Consider the following 24,126-nt stretch of genomic DNA (forward strand, 5'->3'; position numbering starts at 1 on the left):
CGATAGATCGGCCGCCCAGCGCTGCGGCCGAGTGGTGGGGAGCCTTCGGTGTATGGTGCCTACCCGTGGGTATCGTCGAGGTTGAGGACCATGACACCGTCGGCCTCACCACCGGGCCACTCGGTGAACCCCTCCGAGCGGTAGCGGGACCACGCGTAGTTGCCGGCTTCGACGGACAGGCTGAGGCGCTGGACCCCGCGTTCCCGGGCCTGTTCGATGAGGGCACGCAGCAGCTGGCGTCCCACGCCCTGGCCGCGGCCGTCCGCTGAGACCCAGAGGCTGACCTCCGGGGTGCGCTCGTCGACGTACCCGTAGCCGGGATCGTCCACCGACAGGAAGAGCGCCCACGCGAGGCCGACCGCACTGTCCCCGTTGAGCGCGACGACCCCGAAGTCGCCGCGTTCGGGAAGGAGGCGCGTGTAGTGCGCGAACTCCGGTTTCTCGCGCACGTCCTGCGCGGCGAACCGAGGTCCGCACCAGTTCATGTTCCCCAGCGTCGCCTCCTCAAGGAGCCAGGAGTTCTGAGAGGTCAGTGGGCCCAAGAAGAGCGTCATGCGGGGAGTGTGCCATGGCCTGCGCGCCAGCCCCAGATTCACCATGTACCGCGTCAGTCCGGCCTCACCGCCTCAGAACGTGGGACGGGCGGTGCCCGGCCCCGGGGCGGTGGGACACTGTGTCTGTCGCGGTGCCGACGACATCATTCGAACTCCAGGAGGTCTCATGATCAGGGTCGCAGTCAACGGGTACGGGAACCTCGGACGGGGTGCGGAGCGGGCGGTCGCCACGAACGAGGACATGGAGCTCGTCGTCGTCTTCACCCGCCGCGACCCCGCCTCCGTGACGACTCTGGGCACCCCGGTGGCCCATGTCGACGACATGCCGGCCTGGACCGACAAGGTCGATGTCTGCCTCAACTGCGGCGGCTCGGCCACCGACCTGGCCCAGCAGGGGCCGCAGGCCGCGGCCTACTTCAACACGGTCGATTCCTTCGACACCCACGCCACGATCCCCGAGTACTTCGCCGCCGTCGACGCGGCGGCCAGGGATGCTGACCACCTCGCCCTCATCTCCACCGGCTGGGACCCGGGCCTGTTCTCCATGCTGCGCGTCCTGGGGGAGGCCGTCCTGCCCGACGGCGCGACGACGACCTTCTGGGGGCCCGGCGTCTCCCAGGGCCACTCCGACGCCCTGCGCCGCATCGACGGAATCCTCGACGCCCGGCAGTACACGCTGCCGGTCCAGGCCACCCTCGATGCGGTCAGGGCCGGTGAGGAGGTCGAGCTCACCCCCCGGTCCACCCACCGGCGCGACTGCTACGTCGTGGCCGCCGACGGCGCCGACCGGGCCCGGATCGAGCGGGAGATCGTCGAGATGCCCAACTACTTCGCCGACTACGACACCTCGGTCACCTTCGTCACCGCCGAGCAGATGCGCGCCGAGCACGCCGGCATCCCGCACGGCGGCACCGTCATCCGCCGCGGCACCACCTCCGAGGGGACCAGTGCCACCGTTGGCTTTGAGCTCCAGCTCGGCTCCAACCCCGAGTTCACCGGCTCCGTCGTCGTCGCGACGGGCCGGGCCGTCGCGCGGATGGCGGCGCGGGGCGAGCGCGGGGCCCGCACCGTCTTCGACCTCACGCTGGCCGACCTGTCGGCCAGGACCCCCGAGGAGCTCCGCGCCGCCTATCTCTGAGGCCGCCCGCCCCGCCGACCGGCTATCCCCACCAGCCCGCATACCACCGACCCGAGGACCCGATGCACGACGTCAGGTCACTGACACCCGCCGAGATGAGCGAGTTCCTGCTCAATGTCGCCATCGTGCGCCCCGTGTTCATCTGGGGACCCCCCGGGTATCGGCAAGTCCTCGCTGGTCGAGTAGCTCGCCCGCAGCGTCGGCGGCCCCTGCGTCTCGCGGCTGGGCAGCCAGCTCGCTCCGGAGGACCTCATGGGCGGCGGCCAACGGCCTGCACCCGCTCGTCATCGACTACCTCAGCCAGCGCCCCGACCACCTGTGGAGCAAGCCCCCGCGTCATGAGGAGCCCTTCTCCACCCCGCGCTCGTGGCACATGGTCTCCGGCACCCTGCACGCCTTCGGCGAGCAGGCCCCGACCGAGATGGTCGAGGTCGTGCGCGGCCTGCGACCTCGTCATCAACGACTGGCTCATCCAGATGCAGGTCGGGGTGGCGCCTCCCTCGGACTGCTCCACGACGCCGAGCTGTGCGGCCTGTCGACCGAGGAGGTGTATGACCGCCTCGTCGCCGACATCCGTCGCATGCGCAGGCTTCGTACCCTGGCGGGTCGCCAAGGCGACATCCCGGACCGGCGCCTGCGCCCGACCGACGCCACCTGGTACACCGACCTGGACGCCTTCTGCCGCGACCAGCTGAGCAAGGGGCTGCTGCTCCACCAGTCCCAGGGCCGCGGCCTGCTGCCCGCAGGGCTCCTGGAGGAGATCAACGCGGTCATCCAGCCTCCGATCCCCTGGAAGGTCGAGCTGGCGCGCCGGTTCGACCACCACTTCCCGCCCATCGAGACCCGCCGTACCTGGGCGCGCCTCAGCCGCCGGCAGTCCGCCACCGCCGACATCCCGCGCCCGCACGTGGCCCCCGACCCCGAGCAGCGCGACGGACGCACCTTAGCGTCGTCCTGGACACCTCGGGCTCGATGGACCGGCGCACCCTGGCCCGGGCCCTCGGCCCCATCGCCGCCTACGCCGAGGCCAAGGAGGTCCCGGCCGTACGGGTCGTGTGCTGTGACGCGGCGCCCTACGACCTGGGATACCTCCCCGCGGGGGAGATCGCCGGACGCGTGCAGGTCCAGGGCCGGGGCGGCACCGTGCTCCAGCCGGGGATCACCCTGGTGGAGAACGTCCCCAACTTTCCGGCCAACGGCCCGATCCTCGTCATCACGGACGGCGACTGCGACGTCCTGACCATCCGCCGCGAGCACGCCTTCCTCCTGCCCCAGGGGCACCGTCTGCCCTTCACTCCACGGGGCGAGGTCTTCGAGATGCGCTGAGCGTCCGGCGCGCCCCGGTGTGCCGCCGCACCAGGGCTGCGCCCGGACGGCGGCCGCGTGGCCGCTGCCCGGCGACAGGCTCGTGACACACGCGACTCCTCGCGAGCAGCGAATCACCCGTCGTTATCTTGCCGTGACCCATGGGGATGTGATGGGGTGGCACAACCCCATGCCCCGAGGAAGAGGACGACACATGAGGACCACACACGTACTCGCGACCGCCCTGCTTGCCGCGGTGCCGCTCGTCGGCGCCTCGACCGCGCAGGCCGCTCCAGCCGCCGCCGAGCCGGCCGGCCAGGTGGCGGGCACCGTGCTGCCCGCCGCGGTGAGCGCCGAGGGCGCGCTGTACGCCGAGACGATCCTGGCCAGGGTCAACGAGCTGCGTGCGAGCCTGGGCCTGGACCCGGTCACCCGCTACGTCGAGCTCGACACCGTGGCACAGGAGTGGTCCGAGCAGATGGTCGCCCAGGACGTCCTGGCGCACCGCCCCTCCTTCTCCGAGGCCTATCCCTCGGGGTGGAGCGCGGTCTCGGAGAACGTGGCCATGCGCCAGGACGCTCTGACCGGCGACATCGGCGGGAGCATCTTCGAGCAGTGGCTCAACTCCCCGGGCCACTACGCCAACATGACCGACCCGGGGACCAACGCCATCGGCATCGGCATCGCCTACGACGCCTCCACCGGCTCGTGGTACGCCACCCAGAACTTCGCGACCTACTCCGAGGCCGAGGCCGAGGCCGCCGGGCTGACGCCGGCCGGCAGCGCCAGCACGACGACCACGGCCAGCACCTCCCAGACCGAGGACGCCACCCCGGCCCAGGATGCTGCCACCGAGGACACCGCCACCGAGCAGGCCCCTGCCGCACCGACCACGGACGCGGCGACCGAGACCGCCCAAGCCACGGCGACGGCGACGGACGCCCCGCTGGCCTACGCCGCCACGGAGAGCCCGGCGGCGGTCGCCGCGACCGGTACGACCGATGACGTGGCGGAGCGTGCGGTCGTGGCGACTGTCGCCGCACAGACCTCCACCCGCCCGAACATGCCTGCCACGGGTGCCAGCCTGGCCGCCGCGGCCGTCGCGCTGGCCGCCGTGACCGCCGGCGTCATCGTGCTGCGCCTGCGCCGTCGGGCCTGAGCCGCCCAAGACGCCCGAGAACCCACGAGGTCGACACCAGACCGGTGGGGGGGGGCGCCCCGCGCGGGGGCCCCCCCCCCGCGGGGGGCGCGCCCAACACGAGTTTTTGTTTGTGGGGGGGGGGGGGCGCCGCGCGCGGGGGGCCGCGCCCCGCCCCCCCCCCCCCACACCCCCCGCGTCCCACCCCCGCCGGGGGGGTCCCCCCCCCGGGCGGCCCCCCCCACCGGTCTCGTGTCGACCTCATTCCAGATGATTCTGTGGGGCCCGGGATGCCGTCACAGGACGTAGCGGTACAGGCCGGAGCCCCGTGCGTAGTACAGGTGGGAGTCGGCGCCCAGCGTCAGGGAGTGCACGTAGATCTTGCCCTCCGGGCCGGTGTGGAAGTCGGCCCGGACCCGTGGCGTGCCCAGCGCCCCATTGAGGGCGGTCACCGCCTGCAGGGGTCCAGCCATGACGCCGCACCGCCCGGCTCGACAGGTCGAAGGCGAGGACGACCGGACCGTCCTGCGCGCCGCCGCCGGCGCGGGCGCTCAGGCCGAGGTACACCGTGCCGTCGCGGTGGGCCAGCGACACCGGCCGCCGTCCGGCAACGGCCTCGACGGGGGCGCCCGTGGTGTCGGTCAGCTCAGACAAGGGGTAGGTGACGATCTCATTGGTGCCGGCGTCGAAGACCGACAGGGCGCCGTCGGCCGCATTGTGGTCAGCGGGCACCCGCACCCGCTCGGTGCCGGCGCGCGCACGCTAGCCCCGGACACCGAGAGTTTCCTGTATGAGGACTGTCAACGACCCCATGTCTCGTGATGCCGGTAACTCTCTGCGTGACCACCTGGTGGTGGGAGGTCCGAATGTGATTGGGTGACTCCTACCTATGTGTTGCTGCCCAGAGCGGAGAGGAGGGACCATGACGACCACGCGTCTGATCACTGCGGCCCTGCTCCTCGTCGTGCCCGTGCTGGTCTCCTCCACGGCCTGGGCCGCCCCCACCGAGGACGGGCGGGCCCGCGCAGTCGGCGTCGCCGAGGCCGCGACCGGCTCGACCGGCTCGATCGTCTCGGAGGTCGCGGTGGCGGACACCGACACCACCGGGCAGGACGAGTCGGGTCAGCAGGCCGGCGACCAGGCCACGACCTCCGACCAGGAGCCCGTCCTCGCCCCGACGACCTCGGCGAGCCCCGAGCCCTCGGGGACCGAGGAGCCGGCGGCGACCTCCCCGGAGGCCGAGCCCGAGCCCACGGCCAGCCCGACCACCCAGGAGCCGAGCCCCTCGGCCACCTCGACCACCTCGACCTCCCAGGCCGCGCAGGAGCCCAGCACCCAGCCCGACCCCACGGCGAGCACGTCCTCGGCGGCGTCGAGCGCAGCGGCGTCCACCAGCTCCTCGCCGGGACGGAGCCCCGCGGGAGGCGGCGGTGAGGCCGTCACCAGCAGCGCGGCGGCGCAGATCGCCACGACCGAGGAGGGTGGGGGCACCCTGTTCTCCTCATCGCTGCCGGTCACGGGTGCCGGCATGCTCGCCGCCCTCATGGCGGTCAGCGCCGCCGTGCTGGGATTCGGCGGGCTCATGCTGCTGCGCCGTCGCTCCGCCTGAGCCGTGGCGATGAGCACCCGGCGTGAGTGTCCGGGGCGATGCACCTGACCAGCACCCCAACGCCTGTCGCACCGGGCCCTGGCAGCGTCGGTCAGGCGGGCAACGGCCCCTCGACCCAGGCGGTCTCGCCCGGCCCCAGCCCCGGCAGCGCCTCCCCGGACACGATGACGTCGGCGCGCAGCCAGGGCCTGTCGGCGGCGAAGAAGCGGCGTTCGGCGTCCATCCACCAGTGCCAGAAGGCGACGGTCTCCTCGGCGTCGCCGTTGGCGCCCTCCTCAGTGTCTCGCGCGATGCCGCGTGCCTCGGCGACCTCGTCGTCGGTCTGGACCCACACGTGCAGGTCGATGAGATCCGTGACGGCACGCATCCCCGCGCCGGTGCCCTCGACCACCACCAGTGGCGCTCCGCCGGGGATGACGAGCGCGCCGGCTCGCCCGTGTGCCGGCCAGGCCGGGGGAGTGAGGTTGAGGGCGCCGGTGCGGTGGATCTCGGTGAGCGCGGCCACAAGCAGGTGGTCCCACGCGAAGAGCGGCTCGTTCCAGTCCAGGTCGTCGACGTGCAGGATCCTGGTGCCCGGCACCGCCGCGGCCAGGGCGGAGGCCAGACTCGACTTGCCCGAGCCTCCGCGGCCATCCATCGCAATGATGGCCGGGCGGCCCTCGGGCGTGCCGGCGCGTCGGCTCAGGTAGGCGGCCAGCTCGACGGTCGTACTCGCCAGCCATGCGGACACCGGGTGCTCGCCCGGCTGGAGAGCCACGCGGTCACGTGCGGGCAGGCTACAGCGCCCGGGCGGGGTGATGGGGGTATCCGTCGTCATGGTGCCACTGTAGACAGGGGTGGCCGGGTCAGGCCCTGGCCGCGCGAGCCGAGGAGCCTCGGGGTTACAGTGCCATGTGCCCGCCTTGCTCATCACCGACACCCGCATCGTCCCTTTCCGCTCCCGATCGGCCCTGGCCCGCCTGCGTGCCGCCGGCGCCGGGGCGCCTCCGCGGCCCCCGTCATCGGCGAGCCCGGAACCGGTCGACGTGCGCCTGCGCGACGGCGTCGTCGTCGAGATCGGGCCGGGCCTGGCCTGCCAGGGTGACGAGGTGCTCGAGGCCGACGGCGGCTTCCTCATCCCCGGCCTGTGGGACGCCCATGCCCACCTCGACCTCGAGGCCGCCCGCGCCGGCCGCCTCGACACCGCGGCCACGCGCAGTGCCAAGGAGGCGCTCGAGATCGTGGCCCGCGCACTGCGCGAGCTGCCCGCAACCGGCCCGCGCACGATCCAGGGCTTCGGCCACCGCCTGTCCGCCTGGCCTCGAGTGCCGACCATCGCCGAGCTCGACGAGGTCACCGGCGAGGTCCCCACAGTCCTCATCTCCGGGGACGTCCACTCCGGATGGGTCAACTCCGCGGCGCTGAGGATCCTCAGCCTGCCCGGTGCCGGGCCGGCTGCCCCCGGTGAGCCCATGCGTGAGGACCCGTGGTTCGCCCTCCTGGACCGCCTCGACGAGATCCCCGGAACCCGCGAGCTGCGCGAGGCCGGCTACCGGCGCGTCCTGGAGCGGGCGGTCGCCGACGGGATCACCGGCGTGGTCGACATGAGCTGGGCGCCCGACCCGCAGGACTGGCCCCGGCGCCTGCATGCCCTGGCGGCCGAGGCGTCGCTGGTCACTCCTCGGATCCGCTCCGCGGTCTACCGCGAAGGCCTGGGCCGGCGCATCGAGGCGGGGCTGCGCACGGGCGATCCCCTGCCCGGCTCGCCCCTGGCCGGCGACGGGCAGCCCCTGCTCACCCAGGGTCCCCTCAAGGTCATCGCCGACGGCTCGATGGGCACCGCCAGCGCCCACATGCGCGACCCCTACCCGGCGGCCCTCGGCCTGGAGCACCCCTGCGGCGTGGCCAACATCAGCCGCCAGGAGCTGACCGAGCTGATGGCCCGGGCCCACCGCGCGGGCTTCGAGACGGCGATCCACGCCATCGGTGACGCCGCTGTCGACGACGTCGCCGCCGCCTTCGCCGCCTCAGGCGCCGCCGGCCGCCTCGAGCACGCCCAGCTCCTTCCCGCCGACGCCGCCCTGCCGGGTGGGGCGCTCGCCCGCCTTGTGGACCACGGGGTCGAGCTGTCGGTCCAGCCGGCCCACCTCATCGACGACTGGGCGGCGGTCGGCCGGGTGTGGCCGGGTCTGGAGGGGCGGACCTACGCCTTCGCCGACATGGTCCGCGCCGGCGCCCTCCTGCACCTGGGCTCGGACGCCCCGGTGGCGCCCCTGGACCCGTGGCTCGCCATGTCCGCCGCCGTGGGCCGGGCGACCCCCGACGGGCGGGTATGGTCCCCCGAGCAGCGTCTGAGCGCCGAGGAGGCGCTGGCCGCCTCGGTCGACGGTGCGGGGGCGGTGGCGGTCGGCTCAGCGGGGGACCTGGCGCTGGTCGAGTGCGACCCGCTGCTCCTCGACGCCGAGGAGCTCGCCGGGCTGCGACCGGTGGCGACCGTTGTGGCCGGGGCCGTGCACCGGCGCTGAGCCGCCCGGCGTCCGGAACCTGCACCTCGCCGAGATCGGGACATATGACACCTCGAGATCGGGACATATGTTCTGATCTCGAGCTTCGGCGAGCACTGCCCCGACGCACGCCGGCACATGGACAGTCGCCGTGGACATACGGGCCATCGCGGTCGACCGGTCGAAGCCGACCAGCCCAGCCCGCGGCCCCACCCCTGGGAATCGATCATCTAGGGTGAACCTTCTGCGGCGTCCGAAGGTGCGGCGCCGGCGTCAAGTGACGGGAGGTCAACAATGAGTGGGCGGGAGGTCGAGCTGGGTCCCGGTGCGGACTGGGCCGGCGAGCCGGTCAGTGGGGGCGAGGCCGTCGATGGGGCCGTGGCCGAGGCTGGGGACGGTGCCCGCCCCGGGCAGGTGGTGCTCACCGGTGAGCTGCGCTGTGCCGACGAGGAACAGGCGGCCAGGGTGCGTCGTTACCTGCCGCGCCACATCGAGCTGAGCCGTGCCGAGCCCGGATGCCTGTCCTTTGAGGTCACCGCGACCGGCGACCCACTCCTGTGGCGGGTGGAGGAGGCCTTCGTCGACGAGGAGGCCTTCGCGCGCCACCAGGCGCGGGTCGCCGCCAGCCAGTGGGGCCGGAAGACGCAGGGTATCGAGCGCCGTTACGAGATCCGCTGACCGGCGCCAGGCACGGTTCTCAGCCTCGGCTTTGGACGGGCCTGGTGCCGATGGGTGGCGGTTCTGCCGTGCCGATGCCAGGGGCCCTGGTCGACACCGCCAGGATGTCCTGTCAAACCGGTTGGGGGAGGTATTGCCTAGCCGGCTCGTCTAGCCTGACTGTATGAGCGACTCGATGTCCTACCCGCCCTCGTCGACTCCGCCTGACCGCGCCGACCTTCCGGCCCCGGCCTATGCCGCCGCGGCCCCGGTGCCAGGGGTCCAGGGGAGCGCCTCGCCGGGGCTGCGGGCGGGCACACGGCTCCTGCTGCTCCTGGTCGGTGCGGGTGGCATCGTCGTTCTCCTCCTCAGCCTGTTCCTCCCGGTCTTCGAGGGGCCGGGCGGGGGAGTGGCCCTGACATCCCAGAGTCGGCCCGTGGTGATCTACACGGTTCTGGTCATCCTGACCGTCCTCGGCCTCGCGCTGGAGCTGGCGCCGTGGCGGGTCGCTCGGTGGGGCCTGGTCAGTCTCATGGTCACCTCCACCCTCATCGCGGGGCTCATGGCCCTCCTGGCACTGGGGACCCGGTCGAGGCTCGACGGTGCCCTGGACATCACGAGCGTCGGTGCGGGGATCTACTTCATGTGGGCCGCGGCTCCCTTGTTCCTCGTCCTGGCGATCCTCGCGCTGCTGGCCCTCCTCGCCGGACGGAAGCGCGGCCGTCGCTCTCCCGAGCCCACCGGGGCCGTGTCCGGCTACCCGGCTCAGTCGACAGCAGTTCCGCAGGCCTCGGAGTGGGTCGATGCGTCGAGCATCGTGGCCGACGGCGGGCCCGCGAGTTGGGGCGGCGCGGGGCGGCCCGAGGCGGCTCAGTCGAGCCTGCCCTCTCCGGCCGATGCCTCCGGCGCGCCGGGGACGGCCTGGAGCGGCCGGTCAGTGGCCGCGCATGCCGGTCAGCGTGCGGCGGCCTACGACGAGGCCGCCGCTGCGCAGGCCGCGCTCGCCCACGAGGCGCCCACGATGGCCATGCAGACCCGCTCCGGCGTCGAGCGTTGGGCCGCTCCGGAGCCTGCCCGCGGCCAGGCCGCTCCGGGAGCAGGCCCCGAGCCGGCCGCCCCGGGGGAGCCGACCTCCGCGCAGGTCGCCTACGAGGATGCACAGCACAACCAGACCGCCCTCACCCAGACCCTGACGACCGGCACCAACCAGCCGGTGGGCTCCTCCACGACGGCGCAGGGCGCTGCCGGTGGGCAGCCCTCGGAGCAGCCGTTCCCCGGTCCGCAGGGTCCCCAGGGCGGAGCACCGCCTTCGGCGAACTCTGCCTACGCCGCCGCCATGGCCAGTCAGTCGGCGCTGACCCAGGCGGTTCCCGCCGGTGGGTGGCGGGAGGCAGTGGCGCAGCAGCCGACCTCGCCCCCCGCTCCGGGCGCGAACCAGGCAGCGTCTGCTGCCCCGGGCGCGAACGAGGCGGCGCCCGCCGCTCCGGCGGCCGCCGTCCAGTCCTACGGGATCATGGGAGATCCTGCCGGGGTGCGTCCTCACCCCGATGAGGCGGTACCGGCCTCAGGGTCGGCCCCGGAAGGAGCCGACCATCCCGGGACGCCTGCTCAGGAGGCTCACGGGGCGGACGTCAACGCGATGCCCACCCAGGTGCTGCCCACCGGCAGTCGCACCCCCTGGAGGGACTGAGGCGCCCCGCGCTCAGCAGCCCTCCGTCGCGCCCTGCTCCCGGCATGCCAGATCGACGATTCCACGGGGTGGGGTGGGAGGTGCGGGCTGAGCGCACCTGTCCGGGGTCTGCGTCACGGGTCCGGGGCTGGCCTGGCGTCGTGAGTCCGGGGCTGGCGACATGAGTCCGGGGCTGCGTCGGTGAAAGCGGGGATCTGCGGTGATTCCGGGGCAGAGAGCCCCGGACTTGCCGACCGCCCGCCACCGCCGGCGCCGCCGGTCTGAGGTGGCGAGGGTCACGCTCATGCGGGAACAAGTCCACCCCTCGAGTAGTTGAATGTTGCATGAAAGCCTTCGGATTCCTCTCCTTCGGACACTACGGTCATGGACGTCGCCCCGATGAGCCCACCGCCAAGCAGGCGCTCCAGGACGCCGTTGAGATCGCCGTCGGTGCCGACGAGATGGGCGTCAACGGCGCCTACTGGCGCGTTCACCACTTCGCCATGCAGCAGGCCTCACCGATGCCCCTGCTCGCGGCAGCCGGCGCACGTACCTCGCGGATCGAGGTCGGCACCGGCGTCATCGACATGCGCTATGAGAACCCGCTCCATCTCGCCGAGGAGGTCGGCGCGCTCGACCTGCTCCTCGACCAGCGCATCGCCATCGGCATCTCCCGGGGCTCACCCGAGCAGGCCCTGCGCGGCTGGGAGGCGTTCGGCTACACGGGCAGCACCGACCCGCGCGGCGCCGACGTCGCCCGGGCGCACGCCGCCCAGTTCCTCGACGCCGTGCGCGGAGCGCCCCAGGCCAAGCGCGACACCGTCAACGGCACCGTCATGGGCGGGACGCCCGCGGACTCCGACGACCTGCGCATCGAGCCCCATGTCCCCGACCTCGACCGGCGCCTGTGGTGGGGGGCCGCGACCCGCGAGACCGCCGAGTGGACGGCGCGCCAGGGCCTCAACCTCATGAGCTCGACCCTGCTCACCGAGCTGAGCGGCACCCGGGGCGCATCCTTCGCCGACCTCCAGCATGAGCAGATCACCCGCTACCGGGACGCGTGGAGCGAGGCGGGACACGCCTGGAGTCCCAGAGTGTCGGTGTCCCGGGCGGTCTTCCCGATCGTCTCGAAGGAGGACGAGATGCTCTTCGGGCGGGCGCGCCAGGGCTCAGCCGACCAGGTCGGCGTCATCGACGGGATGTACGCCACCTTCGGCAAGACCTACGCCGCCGAGCCCGACGTCCTCATCGACCAGCTCAAGGCCGACGCGGCCGTGCAGGCGGCCGACACCCTCATGCTCACCATCCCCAGCCAGCTCGGTGTCGACTACAACCTTCACATCCTCAGTGCCTTCGCCGAGCACGTGGCCCCGGCGCTGGGCTGGGAGCCCAACACCGCCGGACCGGTGAGCGGCTACTCCATGGATTGAGCGGGGCTGAGCAGGCCTGAGCGGGCCCGAGTGGGCTGGACAGGACTGAGTGGGACCGGCGCAGCCGGCACCCTGTCGCGGCGGGTGGCGCCGGGTGTCAGGGCGCGGTGCGGCTACCCGACGGCGGCTCAGCTGCCCGGCACCGACCCGTACGGCGGCTCGCTGCCCGTCGCCGCCCCGTGGGACGGAGCGATGTTCTGCGGGGACACATGGGGCGGGGTTGGCAACTGTGGGGTGGGGTACCGCGGGACGGGAGTCGGGTCGGCCAGCCTGATCTCGTCACGAGGGACGCTGTAACCGACGCCCGGGTAGCGCCCGAACTGCTCCTCGGCTGCGCCGCTGGCGTACCGGGGCTCCAGCCCGTCCATCGCCTCCAGGACCTGGGCCGGGCAGGGCCAGGTGGCCGAACCCTGTGAGCCGGTCGGGTGGAACCGGGGGAACCAGGCCGTCGTGGGGGAGGGCTTGATCATGATCCGCCCCGGTCGGCGACGGTCACGCAGGGCGTGGGCGCGCCACGTGAGCACCGGGTGGCTGGCCTGCCACACCACCAGGTGCAGCCACAGGCCGCCCTCCCAGGAGGCGCGGTCGGCCATGGCGTGCAGATTGACCTGAGCACCGAGGTACTTGCCGCCGGCGAGCAGGCCGATGAGCCCAGCCGCGCCCCGAGGCGCCGCGTCGTAGCCGTGATTGTCGGCCGTGTACTCCTGGGCCCGTGACAGCGCCGGGCCCAGCAGCGGCACAGACATGATGAGGTTGGTCGCCACGCCCCGCCAGAAGGACACGTGCCCGGCCGCGATGTGGCCGACCTCGTGGCTGATGACGAAGCGCAGTGCCTCGGGGTCACGCGTCGACCCGCCGACCTCGAACAGGTCGGAGTTGATGGCCACGAACCGGCGGAACCCGTGGCCCGAGGCGAAAGCATTGATCTGGCCGTTGCCGGCCACGACATAGGCGTCCGGGACACGGCGCAGCCCGAAGCGCTGCGCCGCCTCGACCACCATGCGGTAGCCCTCGGGGAACTGGGTCGGCGTCATCTGCACCCCGGCGGCGCGCATCCGCGCATACAGCAGCGCTCGCGCCGCCCACAGGATGAAGGGCAGGAGCGGCAGGACCAGGAGGAACTGGTAGCCCGGGCCGAGCAGGAAGAAGGTGCGCAGCGCTGCCGCCTCACCCGAGGGCGCCGGCACGGCGATGAGCCAGGCGAGTGTGGCGACCCAGGCGGCGTAGCCGACCACCATGAGGACCACCGACACCCACAGCAGAGGCAGCTCGCAGCGGTGACGCAGGTACCCGGTGCCGCGCAAGCCGTGGACGGTCGCGCCGTTGAAGACCGTCGGCCTGCCCGGCGGCTGGGGAGGGACGGGGCTGAGCGCGAAGGCCGCGGGGTGCATGTCGGTCACCGCGCAACCGTAGTCCTTGCCGCGGCGATGGCACCGCGACCATGGGAATGAACCTGCTCAAGGCGAGGACTCGCCGGTCGGGAGGATGCTGCGCCTCCCGAGGAAGGACGCCCCGCAGGCTCCGGTCCACCGGGGGCGCACCAGGCCCTGGCCGGAGGGGGCGCGGGTCCCAGTCCGGGTGTGCCCGCAGCGGGCGGGGCACTGCCTCGTGCCGCCGGAGGGCCGGTAGGGTCGACCCGTGCCCGGTGCAGCAGACCCCCGCGACCACCCCGTCCCCTGGGGCATGCAGATCGCCGTGCGCTACGACAAGGTCGTCCCTCCCCGCCGGGTCGACGTCGCCGAGGCGGCGGCGCGCGCCGTCGTGGGCCTGCTCGCCTCCCCGCAGGCCGCACCGGGAGGCCCCTGGCACAAGGCGGTCGAGCACTGGCGCGACGGGCGGATCCGCAAGCTCGTCCGGCGCGCGCGGGGCCGGCGCTGGGAGGAGGTCGGGGAGCTGCCCGGCGTGACGGTGCTTCAGGCCGGGCCACCCGGCTGGGGGGAGGCGGCCGCGCGCGCCTTCGTTCCCGGACCGGTCCGTCCCTTGCCGACCGTGCTGGCCAAGACGCAGGTCGAGGGCACTCATTTCCCGGCCGGCAACACCCTGCCCCCGGCCCCGGCTTCCGTGACAGCGCAGGTTGAGGCTGCGCACCAGCGGGGCCAGGCCGGTCCGCAGATCGAGCTGTCGGCGGCGTCGTCCTCGCTGGATGCGCTCGTGGTCGTCGAGGTCACGCCCACTGAGGAGATGACCAGCGGCAAGCTCTGCGCCCAGGTCGCCCACGCCGCCCAGCTGGCCTGGGAGAGCCCCGACATGCCCGCCTCGGTGCGTGACCGCTGGGCCGCGCAGGGGTACCGCGTGCGTGTCGAGACTCCCCAGCGCCAGGACTGGGACTCACTGACCAGGCCGGTGCGGGTGGTCGACGCCGGCTTCACCGAGCTCGACGGCCCCACGGAGACGGCGCGAGCCTGGTGGTGAGGGGGAGCCCGAACCTCAGCGGGCCTCGTCGACCGGCTCGGGGGTCCCGCGGAACACCCACAGGCGCATGAGCACGTAGAGGTAGACCCCCTCGCAGCACGCCGAGAGGAACCGCGCGAGCTCGGCGTTCATCCCCGCCCAGTGCAGGAGGCTGGACAGGCCCACGATGAAGATGACGTACTGGCTGACCAGCCCCACCGCATAGCGCGAACCCTGGGTCGCCAGGTGCCCGTGGGACTGGAAGTTGAGCCAGCGGTTGAGCAGGAGGGAGTAGACCCCGGCCACCGCGTAGCCCACGGTCACCGCCAGCGGGTAGAACCAGTGGAGCCTTTCGTAGAAGACCCACAAGAGGCTGATGTCCAGCAGGAAGGCCGAGCCATTGATGAGGGCGTAGCCGACGAAGGTCACCGGAAGTCGCTGGCCGACGGCGCGGGGCAGGAGACTGTGGATGCGCGAGATGAGGTGGAAGAAGGCCCGGGGGGCGCGCCGCGTGTGCGAGGCATTGTCGTGCACGGGCTGGGTGCCCGGGGTGGCGGGGACCCCCGGGACCAGGGAGGCAGCCCGCGGAGACGGCTCGGGGCTCGCGGGTGCGGCCGAGGCGGCCCGCATCGACGGGCCGGTGTCCGGCTCGCGGGAGGGGCAGGGGGCGACGGCCCCTGTCATCTGCGTCGTCATGTCGCCCTCCCGAAGGCTTGTTGTTCTGCCCGTGCCTTGGCGAGTCTTCCGCGTCGGGCAGCAGTGGCACAAGTCCGTCGGAAGGAGATTCCGGGAGACCGGTCCTCCTCCTAAGGGAGGAGGGATGCGCTTGTCCGAGCCGGTCAGGCCGCCAGGGCGGCCGCGACCTCCTGGCGCAGCAGCACCCCGCCGCTGTCCGCAGGGTGCTCGACGGTGCGCAGGCCGAGACCGGTCGCCACCGCGATGTTCTCGGCGTTGTCGTCGACGAACAGGGCCTCGTGCGGCGCGACCTGCGCCAGGGCCAGGACCTCACGGAAATAGAGCGGGTCGGGTTTGCACACCCCCAGGGTGCACGAGTAGGCGTCGATGTCGCACAGGCCGTCGTAGCCCAGGGTGCGCCGCATCCATGCCCGGCGCTCCCACTGCTGGTTGGTTGCCAGCACCGTGAGGTAGCCCGCCGCCCGCAGGTCGCGCACGACCTGCCAGGCCTCCGGGTCCGGCACCGCCTGCCACCACGTGGTGAGTAGCTGCTCGGTGCTCGCGCTCAGCCCGAGCCGTTGAACCAGCCGGTCGAGCACATCGCGCAGATGGTCCCGGCCCTCAAGGGCGGAGACCTCCTCGACCAGCAGGGCCTCGGCGAAGGCCTCACCTCCTGCGGCCGCCAGCGCCTGGCGCCACGGGGTGCCGATGAGCTGGAGGACCCCATCGGCGTCGAGCAGAACGGCCCGCACGCCGCCGGCACGCGGGGGCGGGAAGGCGGATGGGGCTGCGGGGCCCGCTGCAGGCGGGGAGGCGTGGGTCACGGCCCGATTCTCACCCAGCCGACCCCGGCCCGCCAGCGGTGGCGGACCTCCGGGGCGAGGCCGGGTGCCCGGCTGTCGACGGCGCCGCCCACCGGGGTGACACACTGGGCGCATGGCTCCATCCACCGCCGACACCCCGGCCGCGACCGACACCCCGGTCGCGCCGGTTGCCGCAGACCCCGCCGGTCCCAACGCCCTGCGGGACGCCGAGGCCTACACCGCCGGACTCATCGACTACGTGACCGCCTCGCCGTCGAGTTATCACGCCGCCGCCGCGGCAGCCGCACGCCTGGGGGAGGTGGGTTTCGTCGGGGTTGAGGAGACCCAGGCCTGGGGCGCGCGGCTGCCACGGCGCGGCTACGTCCTGCGCGACGGGGCGATCATCGCCTGGGTGCTGCCCGAGGACCTTCAGGCGCGGGCGGGCTACCGGGTCGTCGGCGCCCACACCGACTCCCCGGCCCTCAAGCTCAAGCCCCGCGCCGCCGTCGTGCGCGACGGGCTCCAGGTGCTCGGCGTCGAGGTCTACGGCGGCCCACTGCTCAACTCCTTCCTGGACCGCGAGCTGGGCCTGGCCGGGCGCCTCGTCACCCGCGACGGCGCCGTCCACCTCGTGCGCACGCCGGCGGTCGCGCGGATCGCCCAGGTGGCCCCCCACCTGGACCGCGGTGTCAACGAGGCCCTCCGCCTGGACCGGCAGACCCACCTCGTGCCGCTGTGGGCGCTGGCCGACGGCGACTGCCGCCCCGACGACCCCGAGCGGTACCTGTGTGAGCAGGCCGGGATCGACCCCACCGATCTCCTCGCCCACGACGTCCTGACCTACCCCACCCAGGAGCCGGCCCGTTTCGGGCGGCGCGGCGAGCTGCTCGCCTCGTCGCGGCTCGACAACCTCAGCTCGGTCCACGCCGCACTGACCGCCCTCGAGGCGCTCGCGCGCGAGGAAGCCTCGGTCCCCGGCCCCGTCGTCCTGGTCGCCAACGACCACGAGGAGGTCGGTTCGGCGACCCGCTCGGGGGCGGCCGGCCCCTTCCTCGAGACGGTTCTGGAACGACTCGGCCGGGCCCTCGGCGCCGACGCCGAGGCCCGGGCGGCGCTCCTGGCCCGATCGGTGTGCGTGTCCGCCGACGCCGCCCACGGGGCGCACCCCGCCTACGGCCACCTCCATGATCCCGTCGTCCGCCCGCGGCTCGGGGGCGGGCCCGTGCTCAAGATCAACGCCCAGCAGCGGTACGCCACCGACGCGGTGGGCGCCGCCGTGTGGGCGCGGGCCTGCGCGGCGGCAGGGGTGCCCTGCCAGGACTTCGTGTCCCACAACTCGGTGCCCTGCGGGTCGACCATCGGGCCGATCACCGCCACCCGGCTGGGCATGACGACTGTCGACGTCGGACAGGCGCTGCTGTCCATGCACTCCCAGCGCGAGATGTGCGCCGTGGTCGACGGGCCGCTGCTGGCCCGGGGGCTGCACGCCTTCTGGCTGGGGCTCGAGCCGTGAGCGCCGTGCGGCGGGCCGGCGCCCGCGGCGACGACGCGTGCCCGTGCGGCTCGGGGTCAGCCTTCGCCCGGTGCTGCGAACCGGTTCTCGACGGCGTGCCCGCGACCACCGCCGAGGCGCTCATGCGCTCGCGGTTCACCGCCTACGTCCTGGGCGACGAGGACCACCTCTTCCGCAGCTGGCACCCGCGCACGCGTCCGCCGGGGCCCTACTGCCACCCGGGCACGCGCTGGACGCGCCTGGAGATTCACGAGGTGGTCGAGGCGGGCGCGCCGACAGGTGCCGGGCTTCCCGGACCCGGGGAGGCCATCGTCGACTTCACGGCTCACTGCACGACCTCGGACATGCGCGGGCGCCCGGTGGGCGATGCACTGCACGAGCGGAGCCTGTTCCGCCGCCGGGGCGGCCGGTGGGTGTACGTCGAGGCGGTCGGGGATGACAGTCGGGGGCGCCGCGGGTGACGCCGTCGGCCTTCTGCGCCATAGGTCCCGATCTCGAGGTGCCATATGTCCCGATCTCGCGGGGTGGGGGCGGGAGAGTGTGGGTCAAGCGTGTGGGGTCAGCCGTAGGCGCCGCGCCAGTACTGGACGGGCAGGCCGGCGTCCTGCCAGTAGTCGATCCCCAGCCCGTGGGCCCAGCGCACCGGCAGGTAGGGGTCGCGCAGGGCCGCGCGCCCCGTAGCCACCGCGTCGGCCTGGCCGGTGCGCAGGATCTGCTCGGCCTGGGCGGCCGCGGTGATGAGGCCGACGGCCACGACGACCGGAGTGCCCCCGCCCGGCGTCCGCGTGCCCTCGACGGCGGCCTTGACCTGGGCGGCCAGGGGCACCTGGTAGCCGGCTCCCACCGGGATCGACGCGGGCAGGAGCCCGCCGCTGGAGATGTGCAGGACGTCGACCCCTGCGGCGACGAGCAGGCCCGCCAGCTCGGCGGTGTCGGCGGCGCGCAGGCCGTCGTCGAGCCAGTCCGTGGCCGACAGGCGGATGCCCAGCACGGTGCGCGGACCGATGGCCTCGCGCACGGCCCCGACCACCTCGAGGGCGAAGCGACGCCGGGCCTGCGCCGACCCGCCCCAGGCGTCGGAGCGCGTGTTGGACAGCGGGGAGAGGAACTGGTGGATGAGGTAGCCGTGGGCGCCGTGGATCTCGACGAGGTCGTAGCCGGCGGCCACCGCACGCCCGCCGGCCGCGGCGAAGGCGGCGATGAGCGCGTCGATCTCGCCGGTGCCGAGCTCGCGCGGCTCGGCCAGGCCCGGGAAGGCCAGCGGCGAGGGCGCCACGAGGTCCCAGCCGGGCACGGTCCCCTCGTCGGCGCCCGGCCGCATCGGGGCTGTCCCGGACTTGCGGCCGCCATGGCCGATCTGGACCCCGGCCAGCGCACCCTGGGCATGTACCGCCTCGACGACCCGCGCGTGCCCGGGCACCTGGGCGTCGTCCCACAGACCCAGGTCGTTGACCGACAGGCGCCCGTCGGGGGTGACCGCCGTGGCCTCGACGACCACGGTCCCGAAGCCGCCGGCCGCCCTCGTCGCATAGTGGAGGACGTGCCAGTCGGTGACGGCGCCGTCCTCCTCGGTGACGGAGTACATGCACATCGGCGGCAGCCACAAACGGTTTCGGGCGGTCGACTCCCGCAGCCTCAGGGGCTCAAGGATCCGGGGCAGCATCATGGCCTCACGCTATGCCCGGCGGGAGCCGGTGTGCCAGGGCGCGTGACGCGTCTCGCCCCGGCGTGCTCCGGGGCACGGGCCCGACGGCAGCGGAGGGACTGGAGGCGTCTCGCCGCTGGGGACGCCCTGTGGCGCGTCCCGGGAGTGCCGATAGCCTTGGTCCCACGATGAGCACGACGAATTCCGTGAACCCCGTCAAACCCGTCAACCCTGCCGGCCCCGTGAGTACGACGAGCACCATGACGACTGCCGGACCGGAGAACCTCCGGACCGCACACACCCCGCGCCCCGTGCCCTACGGCCACCCCGGCCACGCCGCGGCGCCGGTGACCTCGCGGGTCGAGGACGTCGCCCTGGTCTTCGAAGGGGGCGGCATGCGCGGGGTCTACACGGCGGCGCTCGTGCGGGTGCTGCTCGAGGAGGGCCTGTTCTTCCCGTGGGTCGGCGGCATCTCCGCGGGCTCGACCCACACCGTCAACATGGTCTCACGCGACCTGTGGCGCACCCGCGAGGCGTTCGTCGGCCTGACCACCGACCCGCATGCGGGAGGCTGGGGCAGCTTCGCCCGCGGGCAGGGTTACTTCAACTCCGAGCACATCTACCTGCACACGGCCGCCCCCGACGAGTCGATCCCCTTCGACTGGGAGGCCTTCTCCTCCTCCCCGGCGACCGTGCGCATCGGGTCCTTCCGCTGCGACACCGGCGAGCAGGTCTACTGGGGGCTGGAGGACGTCAAGGAGCTCGCCGACCTGCTGCCGCGGTGCCGGGCCTCGTCCTCCATGCCCCTGCTCATGCCGATCGTCGAGCTCGACGGCGTGCCCTACCTCGACGGTGCCCTCGGGCCCACCGGCGGCATCGCCGTCGACGCCGCAGCCGCCGACGGTTACGACCGGATGCTCGTGGTCATGACGCGCCCCGAGGGCTACCGCAAGCCCGCGGAGAGGCGCCCGGGAACCTACCGCGCGCTGTTCCGCAAGTACCCGGCGGTCGCGCAGGGCATCGTCAACCGCCCGGCGAACTACAACCGGACCCTGGAGGCCCTCGAGCAGGCCCAGCGCGAGGGCCGGGTCTACCTCTTCAGGCCCGACAGGCTCGCCGTGGCCAACGGCGACCTGCGCTACGACCGTGTGGTGGGCGCCTATGAGGCGGGGCTCGTCCAGGCCCGCCGGGAGCTCCCCGCCATCCTCAAGTTCCTCGGCCTGTAGCTCTCCCGGGCCCGCTCACGCTCGCCTACCCCTCGCGAGATCGGGACATATGGCACCTCGAGATCGGTAGATATGACACGGCGGAGCGCAGGAGCGTCCTGAGGTGGGTATCTCCCGGTGGGGCGGGGGATCCCGCCGACGTCGCAGCCTCCGAAGCCGCGCCCCTCCATGGTGCCGGCATAGGCTCGACATGTGCCCGGCATCACGGATGCGTCCCGGACTATCGCCACCCCCGCGAATGTTGATAGTTCAACAAACATGAGGAGGCATCCATGTCCACTGCCGCATCCACCGCCCAGCGGGCGCCTGCCGCTGACCGACGCAGGCATCAACCCGACGGCGCCGGCGGTCAGCGCCTGGCCGACGCCACCTCGATGGGGGCCGTCGAGCTGCTGGTGCGCGACCGACGGGTCATGGAGGACTTCTACGTCCGCGGCGTCGGGTTCACCCCACTGTCCGTCGCACCGGGGCGAACGGTTCTGGGCCTGGGTGAGCGCACGGTCGTCGTGCTCGTCGAATCCCCGGGCCTGGCCCCGCGCCGTCGGGCAGCGCCGGCCTGTTTCACACCGCGATCGTCTTCGACACCCCGGCCGAGCTCGCCCGCTCCCTCGTTCGCATGTGGGTGCGCCACGCCGAGTCCTTCGAGGGCCCCGGCGACCACCTCGTGTCCCAGGCCTTCTACTTCCACGACCCCGAGGGCAACGGCGTCGAGCTCTACTGGGACCGACCCCGCGAGACCTGGCAGTGGGTGGACGGTCGTGTGCGCATGGAAACCCTGCCGATCGACCCCAACGAGTTCCTCGCCCGGCACCTGGGCGCCTCGGCCACGCGGCGCGCCATCGCCGAGGCCAAGGAGGGGCAGTCGGTCGGCCCGGCGCAGGAGGTCGCCGCCGACGACGGGCTGGGCGTGGCCGGCGGTGTGGGGCACGTCCACCTGCGCGTGGGTGATATCGACACCGCTCGCGCCTTCTACGTCGACGCCCTGGGATTCGAGGTGACCAGCGAGATGCCCAGCTCCGCGCTGTTCGTGTCGGCCGGCGGCTATCACCACCACATGGCGATGAACGTGTGGGGCTCGCGCGGCGCGGGCCTGCGCGCGCCGGCGCTCGGCCTGGGCACCGCCGAGATTCTCGTGCCGGACCCCACCGAGCTCGCTGCGGTTCGTGAGCGTCTGGGCGCCCGTGGTGTCGAGGTCCTCGACGACGACGCGGCCGACCGCCTGCTGGTCGCCGATCCCTGGGGCAACGAGCTGCGTCTGGCCGTCGGCTGAGGCTTGGCCGAATGATCGACTGATCCGACGAGGGCCGGTGTGTGGGCGGCCCGCCTCGAGGCGCGGGCTCAGAAGCCGAAGGCGATGACCGCGGGGACGGGCTCGCCCGTGTCCAGCGCGGCGGCCAAGCGTCCCAGGACGTGGCGCTCGTGCGGCGGCACGAGCTCGGGCAACGCAGACAGCGCGAACCATCGCAGGCCGGCGCTCTTGTCGGGCTCGCGCACCTGGAGGGTGCCGCTCCAGCGGCGCACTGTGAAGAAGAAGTCGACCCTCTGCTCGAGGGCCGCCCCGCCGGGATCCCCGGTGCGATGCATCGTGGTGAGCGGCTCGAGGTCCGCGGCCTCGATGACTGCCCCGACCTCCTCGGTCGCCTCTCTCACCGCGGTGGTCAGCACCGACTCCCCGGGCTCGACGTGCCCGGCCACGCCGCAGGCCCAGTAGCCGTCCATGTACCCGGTGTCTCGGCGCAGCTGGAGGAGGGTCTCGGGTCCAGCGCCGCCCTCGCGCAGCAGGAACACGTAGGCGGCGGGAACGAGTGTGAATCGGCTGGGGGCCATGCCCTCACCGTAGCGCCGGTGAGCTCCTGCCCCGAACGCCGGTCGCCCGCGTCGTGCACGGCGTGCACGGGGTGCGCGGCGTGCTCCGACGACGTCGTCCCGCCTGCGGCTGGGGGAGCCTGCTCTCCCGGCCACCGAGCACCCAGGACGCGGCCGGCGAACAGGGACCGGTGCCGGCGACCTCCCTGGAGACGGCCGGGGCCCGGGGAGGGCGCGCTGGTAGCCTGCGGGCAGGCTCCAGGAAGGCGTCATCCGATGCAGGTTTCAGCGACTGAGGTCCCCGGGCGGGACGGCGTCGCGCTGACGGTCCGCAGCTGGCTGCCCGACGGGGTGGAGGCCCTGGGGAGCGTGGCGCACGACCCCCAGAGCCTTCAGGGCCGTCCGCGCCTTCCGTGCGCGGCTATCCAGGTTGTCCACGGCATGGCCGAGCACTCGGCGCGCTGACCGTGCGCCTGCGCGGGGCCAGGGCCACGAGCCCCGGGCTCGACTGGCTCGTCTTCTCCCGGTACAACGCGGGCCTGCACCCCCGGCGCACTCGCTTCGACTGGATCAGCCGCGACCCCCGGGAGGTTGACGCCTACCTGTCCGACCCGTGGTGCGGCTTCGTGTCCTCGGCCGCCTTCTACCGTGACCTGGCCGGTGGTGCGCGCGCCGCCGCCCGCGAGCAGGTCGTCCAGGCGACGCCGTCGCAGTTGCCGTTGCTCGTCATGTCCGGTGACTGCGACCCCGTCGGCGCCCACGGCCGCGGGCCGCGCGAGGTGGCGAGGGCCTACCGGAGGGCAGGGGTGGAGGACGTCGGCCTGCGGCTGTTCCGGGGGGCCGGCACGAGCTGCTCAATGAGACCAACCGCGACCTCGTGACGGCCGAGATCCTCGACTGGGTCGACGCCAGGACCTGAGCCGCGCGCCGAGTCCAGCACCTCGATGACCCAGGTGTCTCGGGTTTCCTGCCGCCTTTCGCGTGCCAGACACGAGAAGTGGGCACCGAAGCCACGAAGAGTAGGTCCAAAGGGCGGGGACATGGGCTGGGCGGCACGGCTCCGAGGCTCAGCGCGTCAGTCCGGGGCCCTCCCCTCGCCGAGATCGGGACTAATGGCACCTCGAGGTGTCATATGTCCCGATCTCGAGGTGTCATATCTACCGATCTCGGCGAGTGGGGGGAGCGCAGTCAGGCCTCACCTGGAGGTTTCCCACAAGGGCGGGTCGGCCTTCCGGGCGTTCTTCTGCGCTGCGCCGCGGGGCCGGGGGACCGTACGGTTGTGGCATGACGACGAACCGCTCCTCCTCCGCCCTGACCGAATCCACCGCCGTCGCCCGTGGCCGCAGTCTGGCAGTCGATATCGCCCGCGAGCTCGGCCTCGTCCTGGCGGGCGCGGTCGCCATCGCCCTCATCGGCCAGATCTCCTTGCCCCTGCCCTTCACCCCTGTGCCGGTGACGCTGGGGACCTTCGCGGCCCTCGGTGTCGGTGGCCTCCTGGGCTCCCGGCGCGCCCTGGCCTCCGTGGGGCTGTTCGCCCTGGCCGCTGCGCTGGGTGTCCCGGTCCTGGAGGGCTGGGCCTCGGGCGTGGGGGCCTCCTTCGGCTATGTCCTGGGCTACGGCCTGGCCGCCGCCATCGCCGGGCGAGCCACGTCGCGCACCGCCGACGGCCCGCGCTACAGCATCCTGGTGCGCCTTGGCCTCATGCTCCTGGCCTCGGCCTCGGTCTACGTCCCCGGTCTCATCTGGCTCAAGGCCGTCACCGGGGTGACGTGGCTGACGGCGGTGAGTATCGGCGTCCTGCCCTTCATCGCCGGCGACGTCCTCAAGTCGGTGGTCGCCTCGGCCCTCCCGCCGCGCCGCGGCTGACGCACCCGCGGGGGTGGGTCGACGCTGGGGCCGACGCCGCATCGGGGCCGACACCATGTCCCGACGACGCCGCCCCTGGCGGCAGACCCCTCCGGCGGTTGCCCCTCACCGCAGTGCTCCTCCCGGCCGCCGGCCCGCGCCGCCCGCCGGCCGGCGGCCCGCCGATGGCCCCGGGTCGCGGGCGGCCGGGGCCCCCACCGTGGGACCAGACCCCCGGG

The 24,126-nt window shown here is 73.3% G+C and carries 25 protein-coding genes and 1 pseudogene; 18 read left to right on the plus strand and 8 right to left on the minus strand.

The window, feature by feature from the left end; all coding sequences use genetic code 11:
• Positions 1 to 59 precede the first annotated feature (59 nt).
• Positions 60 to 554, minus strand: a complete 495-nt coding sequence (locus Q4C85_RS05705; protein ID WP_303140510.1) for a GNAT family N-acetyltransferase — start codon at positions 552 to 554, stop codon at positions 60 to 62.
• A gap of 166 nt (positions 555 to 720) precedes the next feature.
• Between Q4C85_RS05705 and Q4C85_RS05710 the strand changes: the two genes are divergently transcribed.
• The 3 genes from Q4C85_RS05710 (at position 721) to Q4C85_RS05720 (ending at position 4,156) form a co-directional block, all read left to right on the plus strand.
• Complete coding sequence (locus Q4C85_RS05710) at positions 721 to 1,692, plus strand: diaminopimelate dehydrogenase (protein WP_303140511.1); 972 nt, start codon at positions 721 to 723, stop codon at positions 1,690 to 1,692.
• A gap of 954 nt (positions 1,693 to 2,646) precedes the next feature.
• Complete coding sequence (locus Q4C85_RS05715; protein WP_368501417.1) at positions 2,647 to 3,018, plus strand: VWA-like domain-containing protein; 372 nt, start codon at positions 2,647 to 2,649, stop codon at positions 3,016 to 3,018.
• A gap of 193 nt (positions 3,019 to 3,211) precedes the next feature.
• Complete coding sequence (locus tag Q4C85_RS05720) at positions 3,212 to 4,156, plus strand: CAP domain-containing protein (RefSeq protein ID WP_303140514.1); 945 nt, start codon at positions 3,212 to 3,214, stop codon at positions 4,154 to 4,156.
• A 275-nt stretch (positions 4,157 to 4,431) separates the two neighbouring features.
• Here the strand turns inward: Q4C85_RS05720 and Q4C85_RS05725 are convergent, their stop codons facing one another.
• Positions 4,432 to 4,608, minus strand: a complete 177-nt coding sequence (locus tag Q4C85_RS05725) for a hypothetical protein (RefSeq protein ID WP_303140515.1) — start codon at positions 4,606 to 4,608, stop codon at positions 4,432 to 4,434.
• Between Q4C85_RS05725 and Q4C85_RS05730 the strand changes: the two genes are divergently transcribed.
• Positions 4,607 to 4,957 carry a hypothetical protein gene (locus tag Q4C85_RS05730; protein ID WP_303140517.1) on the plus strand — a complete coding sequence of 117 codons (351 nt, stop codon included), beginning with the start codon at positions 4,607 to 4,609 and terminating at the stop codon, positions 4,955 to 4,957. The genes Q4C85_RS05725 and Q4C85_RS05730 overlap by 2 nt on opposite strands.
• A gap of 100 nt (positions 4,958 to 5,057) precedes the next feature.
• Positions 5,058 to 5,744, plus strand: a complete 687-nt coding sequence (locus tag Q4C85_RS05735; protein WP_303140518.1) for a hypothetical protein — start codon at positions 5,058 to 5,060, stop codon at positions 5,742 to 5,744.
• Positions 5,745 to 5,835: 91 nt separating this feature from the next.
• Here Q4C85_RS05735 and Q4C85_RS05740 read toward each other — a convergent pair whose 3' ends face one another.
• Positions 5,836 to 6,561: a hypothetical protein gene (locus Q4C85_RS05740; protein ID WP_303140519.1), complete on the minus strand. Its 726-nt coding sequence runs from the start codon at positions 6,559 to 6,561 to the stop codon at positions 5,836 to 5,838.
• A 76-nt stretch (positions 6,562 to 6,637) separates the two neighbouring features.
• Between Q4C85_RS05740 and Q4C85_RS05745 the strand changes: the two genes are divergently transcribed.
• The 4 genes from Q4C85_RS05745 to Q4C85_RS05760 all read left to right on the plus strand — a co-directional run bounded on the left by Q4C85_RS05745 (position 6,638) and on the right by Q4C85_RS05760 (position 11,983).
• A complete protein-coding gene (locus tag Q4C85_RS05745) occupies positions 6,638 to 8,248 on the plus strand; it encodes an amidohydrolase (protein ID WP_303140520.1) in 1,611 nt (536 codons plus the stop codon).
• 273 nt (positions 8,249 to 8,521) lie between these two features.
• On the plus strand, positions 8,522 to 8,905 hold the full coding sequence (locus Q4C85_RS05750) for a putative quinol monooxygenase (protein WP_303140521.1): 384 nt from the start codon (positions 8,522 to 8,524) through the stop codon (positions 8,903 to 8,905).
• 163 nt (positions 8,906 to 9,068) lie between these two features.
• Positions 9,069 to 10,574, plus strand: coding sequence for a hypothetical protein (locus Q4C85_RS05755; RefSeq protein WP_303140522.1), 1,506 nt, complete (start codon positions 9,069 to 9,071; stop codon positions 10,572 to 10,574).
• A gap of 323 nt (positions 10,575 to 10,897) precedes the next feature.
• Positions 10,898 to 11,983, plus strand: coding sequence for an LLM class flavin-dependent oxidoreductase (locus Q4C85_RS05760; protein ID WP_303140523.1), 1,086 nt, complete (start codon positions 10,898 to 10,900; stop codon positions 11,981 to 11,983).
• A gap of 128 nt (positions 11,984 to 12,111) precedes the next feature.
• Here Q4C85_RS05760 and Q4C85_RS05765 read toward each other — a convergent pair whose 3' ends face one another.
• Positions 12,112 to 13,374: a M48 family metallopeptidase gene (locus tag Q4C85_RS05765; protein ID WP_303140547.1), complete on the minus strand. Its 1,263-nt coding sequence runs from the start codon at positions 13,372 to 13,374 to the stop codon at positions 12,112 to 12,114.
• A 292-nt stretch (positions 13,375 to 13,666) separates the two neighbouring features.
• Between Q4C85_RS05765 and Q4C85_RS05770 the strand changes: the two genes are divergently transcribed.
• Positions 13,667 to 14,395 carry a peptidyl-tRNA hydrolase gene (locus Q4C85_RS05770; RefSeq protein ID WP_303140549.1) on the plus strand — a complete coding sequence of 243 codons (729 nt, stop codon included), beginning with the start codon at positions 13,667 to 13,669 and terminating at the stop codon, positions 14,393 to 14,395.
• 15 nt (positions 14,396 to 14,410) lie between these two features.
• On the opposite strand, the gene Q4C85_RS05775 is transcribed toward Q4C85_RS05770, so the two are convergent.
• Positions 14,411 to 15,070, minus strand: coding sequence for a GtrA family protein (locus tag Q4C85_RS05775; RefSeq protein WP_303140524.1), 660 nt, complete (start codon positions 15,068 to 15,070; stop codon positions 14,411 to 14,413).
• 143 nt (positions 15,071 to 15,213) lie between these two features.
• Positions 15,214 to 15,801 (minus strand): HAD-IA family hydrolase, encoded by a 588-nt coding sequence (locus Q4C85_RS05780; RefSeq protein ID WP_303140551.1) that lies wholly within the window; start codon positions 15,799 to 15,801, stop codon positions 15,214 to 15,216.
• Between the two features lie 184 nt (positions 15,802 to 15,985).
• On the opposite strand from Q4C85_RS05780, the gene Q4C85_RS05785 reads away from it, so the two are divergent.
• The 3 genes and pseudogenes from Q4C85_RS05785 (at position 15,986) to Q4C85_RS05790 (ending at position 17,826) form a co-directional block, all read left to right on the plus strand.
• Positions 15,986 to 17,365 carry a M18 family aminopeptidase gene (locus Q4C85_RS05785; RefSeq protein ID WP_303140525.1) on the plus strand — a complete coding sequence of 460 codons (1,380 nt, stop codon included), beginning with the start codon at positions 15,986 to 15,988 and terminating at the stop codon, positions 17,363 to 17,365.
• 5 nt (positions 17,366 to 17,370) lie between these two features.
• Positions 17,371 to 17,448: pseudogene (locus Q4C85_RS11760) on the plus strand (SEC-C metal-binding domain-containing protein); the annotation flags it as partial.
• Between the two features lie 12 nt (positions 17,449 to 17,460).
• Entirely contained in the window at positions 17,461 to 17,826 is a 366-nt protein-coding gene (locus Q4C85_RS05790; RefSeq protein WP_368501418.1) for a YchJ family protein, read from the plus strand.
• A gap of 98 nt (positions 17,827 to 17,924) precedes the next feature.
• Here Q4C85_RS05790 and Q4C85_RS05795 read toward each other — a convergent pair whose 3' ends face one another.
• Positions 17,925 to 19,031 (minus strand): NADH:flavin oxidoreductase/NADH oxidase, encoded by a 1,107-nt coding sequence (locus tag Q4C85_RS05795; protein WP_303140527.1) that lies wholly within the window; start codon positions 19,029 to 19,031, stop codon positions 17,925 to 17,927.
• Positions 19,032 to 19,270: 239 nt separating this feature from the next.
• On the opposite strand from Q4C85_RS05795, the gene Q4C85_RS05800 reads away from it, so the two are divergent.
• Together Q4C85_RS05800 and Q4C85_RS05805 are read left to right on the plus strand one after the other, a co-directional pair.
• Positions 19,271 to 20,236, plus strand: coding sequence for a patatin family protein (locus tag Q4C85_RS05800; protein ID WP_303140528.1), 966 nt, complete (start codon positions 19,271 to 19,273; stop codon positions 20,234 to 20,236).
• Between the two features lie 616 nt (positions 20,237 to 20,852).
• Entirely contained in the window at positions 20,853 to 21,506 is a 654-nt protein-coding gene (locus tag Q4C85_RS05805; RefSeq protein WP_303140529.1) for a VOC family protein, read from the plus strand.
• A gap of 68 nt (positions 21,507 to 21,574) precedes the next feature.
• On the opposite strand, the gene Q4C85_RS05810 is transcribed toward Q4C85_RS05805, so the two are convergent.
• Entirely contained in the window at positions 21,575 to 22,063 is a 489-nt protein-coding gene (locus Q4C85_RS05810) for an NUDIX domain-containing protein (protein ID WP_303140530.1), read from the minus strand.
• A 255-nt stretch (positions 22,064 to 22,318) separates the two neighbouring features.
• Here Q4C85_RS05810 and Q4C85_RS05815 point away from each other — a divergent pair, with 255 nt between their 5' ends.
• The 3 genes from Q4C85_RS05815 (at position 22,319) to Q4C85_RS05825 (ending at position 23,908) form a co-directional block, all read left to right on the plus strand.
• Complete coding sequence (locus Q4C85_RS05815) at positions 22,319 to 22,507, plus strand: hypothetical protein (RefSeq protein ID WP_303140531.1); 189 nt, start codon at positions 22,319 to 22,321, stop codon at positions 22,505 to 22,507.
• A gap of 2 nt (positions 22,508 to 22,509) precedes the next feature.
• Positions 22,510 to 22,923: an alpha/beta hydrolase gene (locus Q4C85_RS05820; protein WP_303140533.1), complete on the plus strand. Its 414-nt coding sequence runs from the start codon at positions 22,510 to 22,512 to the stop codon at positions 22,921 to 22,923.
• A 403-nt stretch (positions 22,924 to 23,326) separates the two neighbouring features.
• A complete protein-coding gene (locus Q4C85_RS05825; protein WP_303140534.1) occupies positions 23,327 to 23,908 on the plus strand; it encodes a biotin transporter BioY in 582 nt (193 codons plus the stop codon).
• The last annotated feature ends 218 nt before the right edge of the window (positions 23,909 to 24,126 follow it).

Source organism: Actinomyces sp., from assembly GCF_030524025.1.
Classification (GTDB): Bacteria; Actinomycetota; Actinomycetes; order Actinomycetales; family Actinomycetaceae; genus Actinomyces.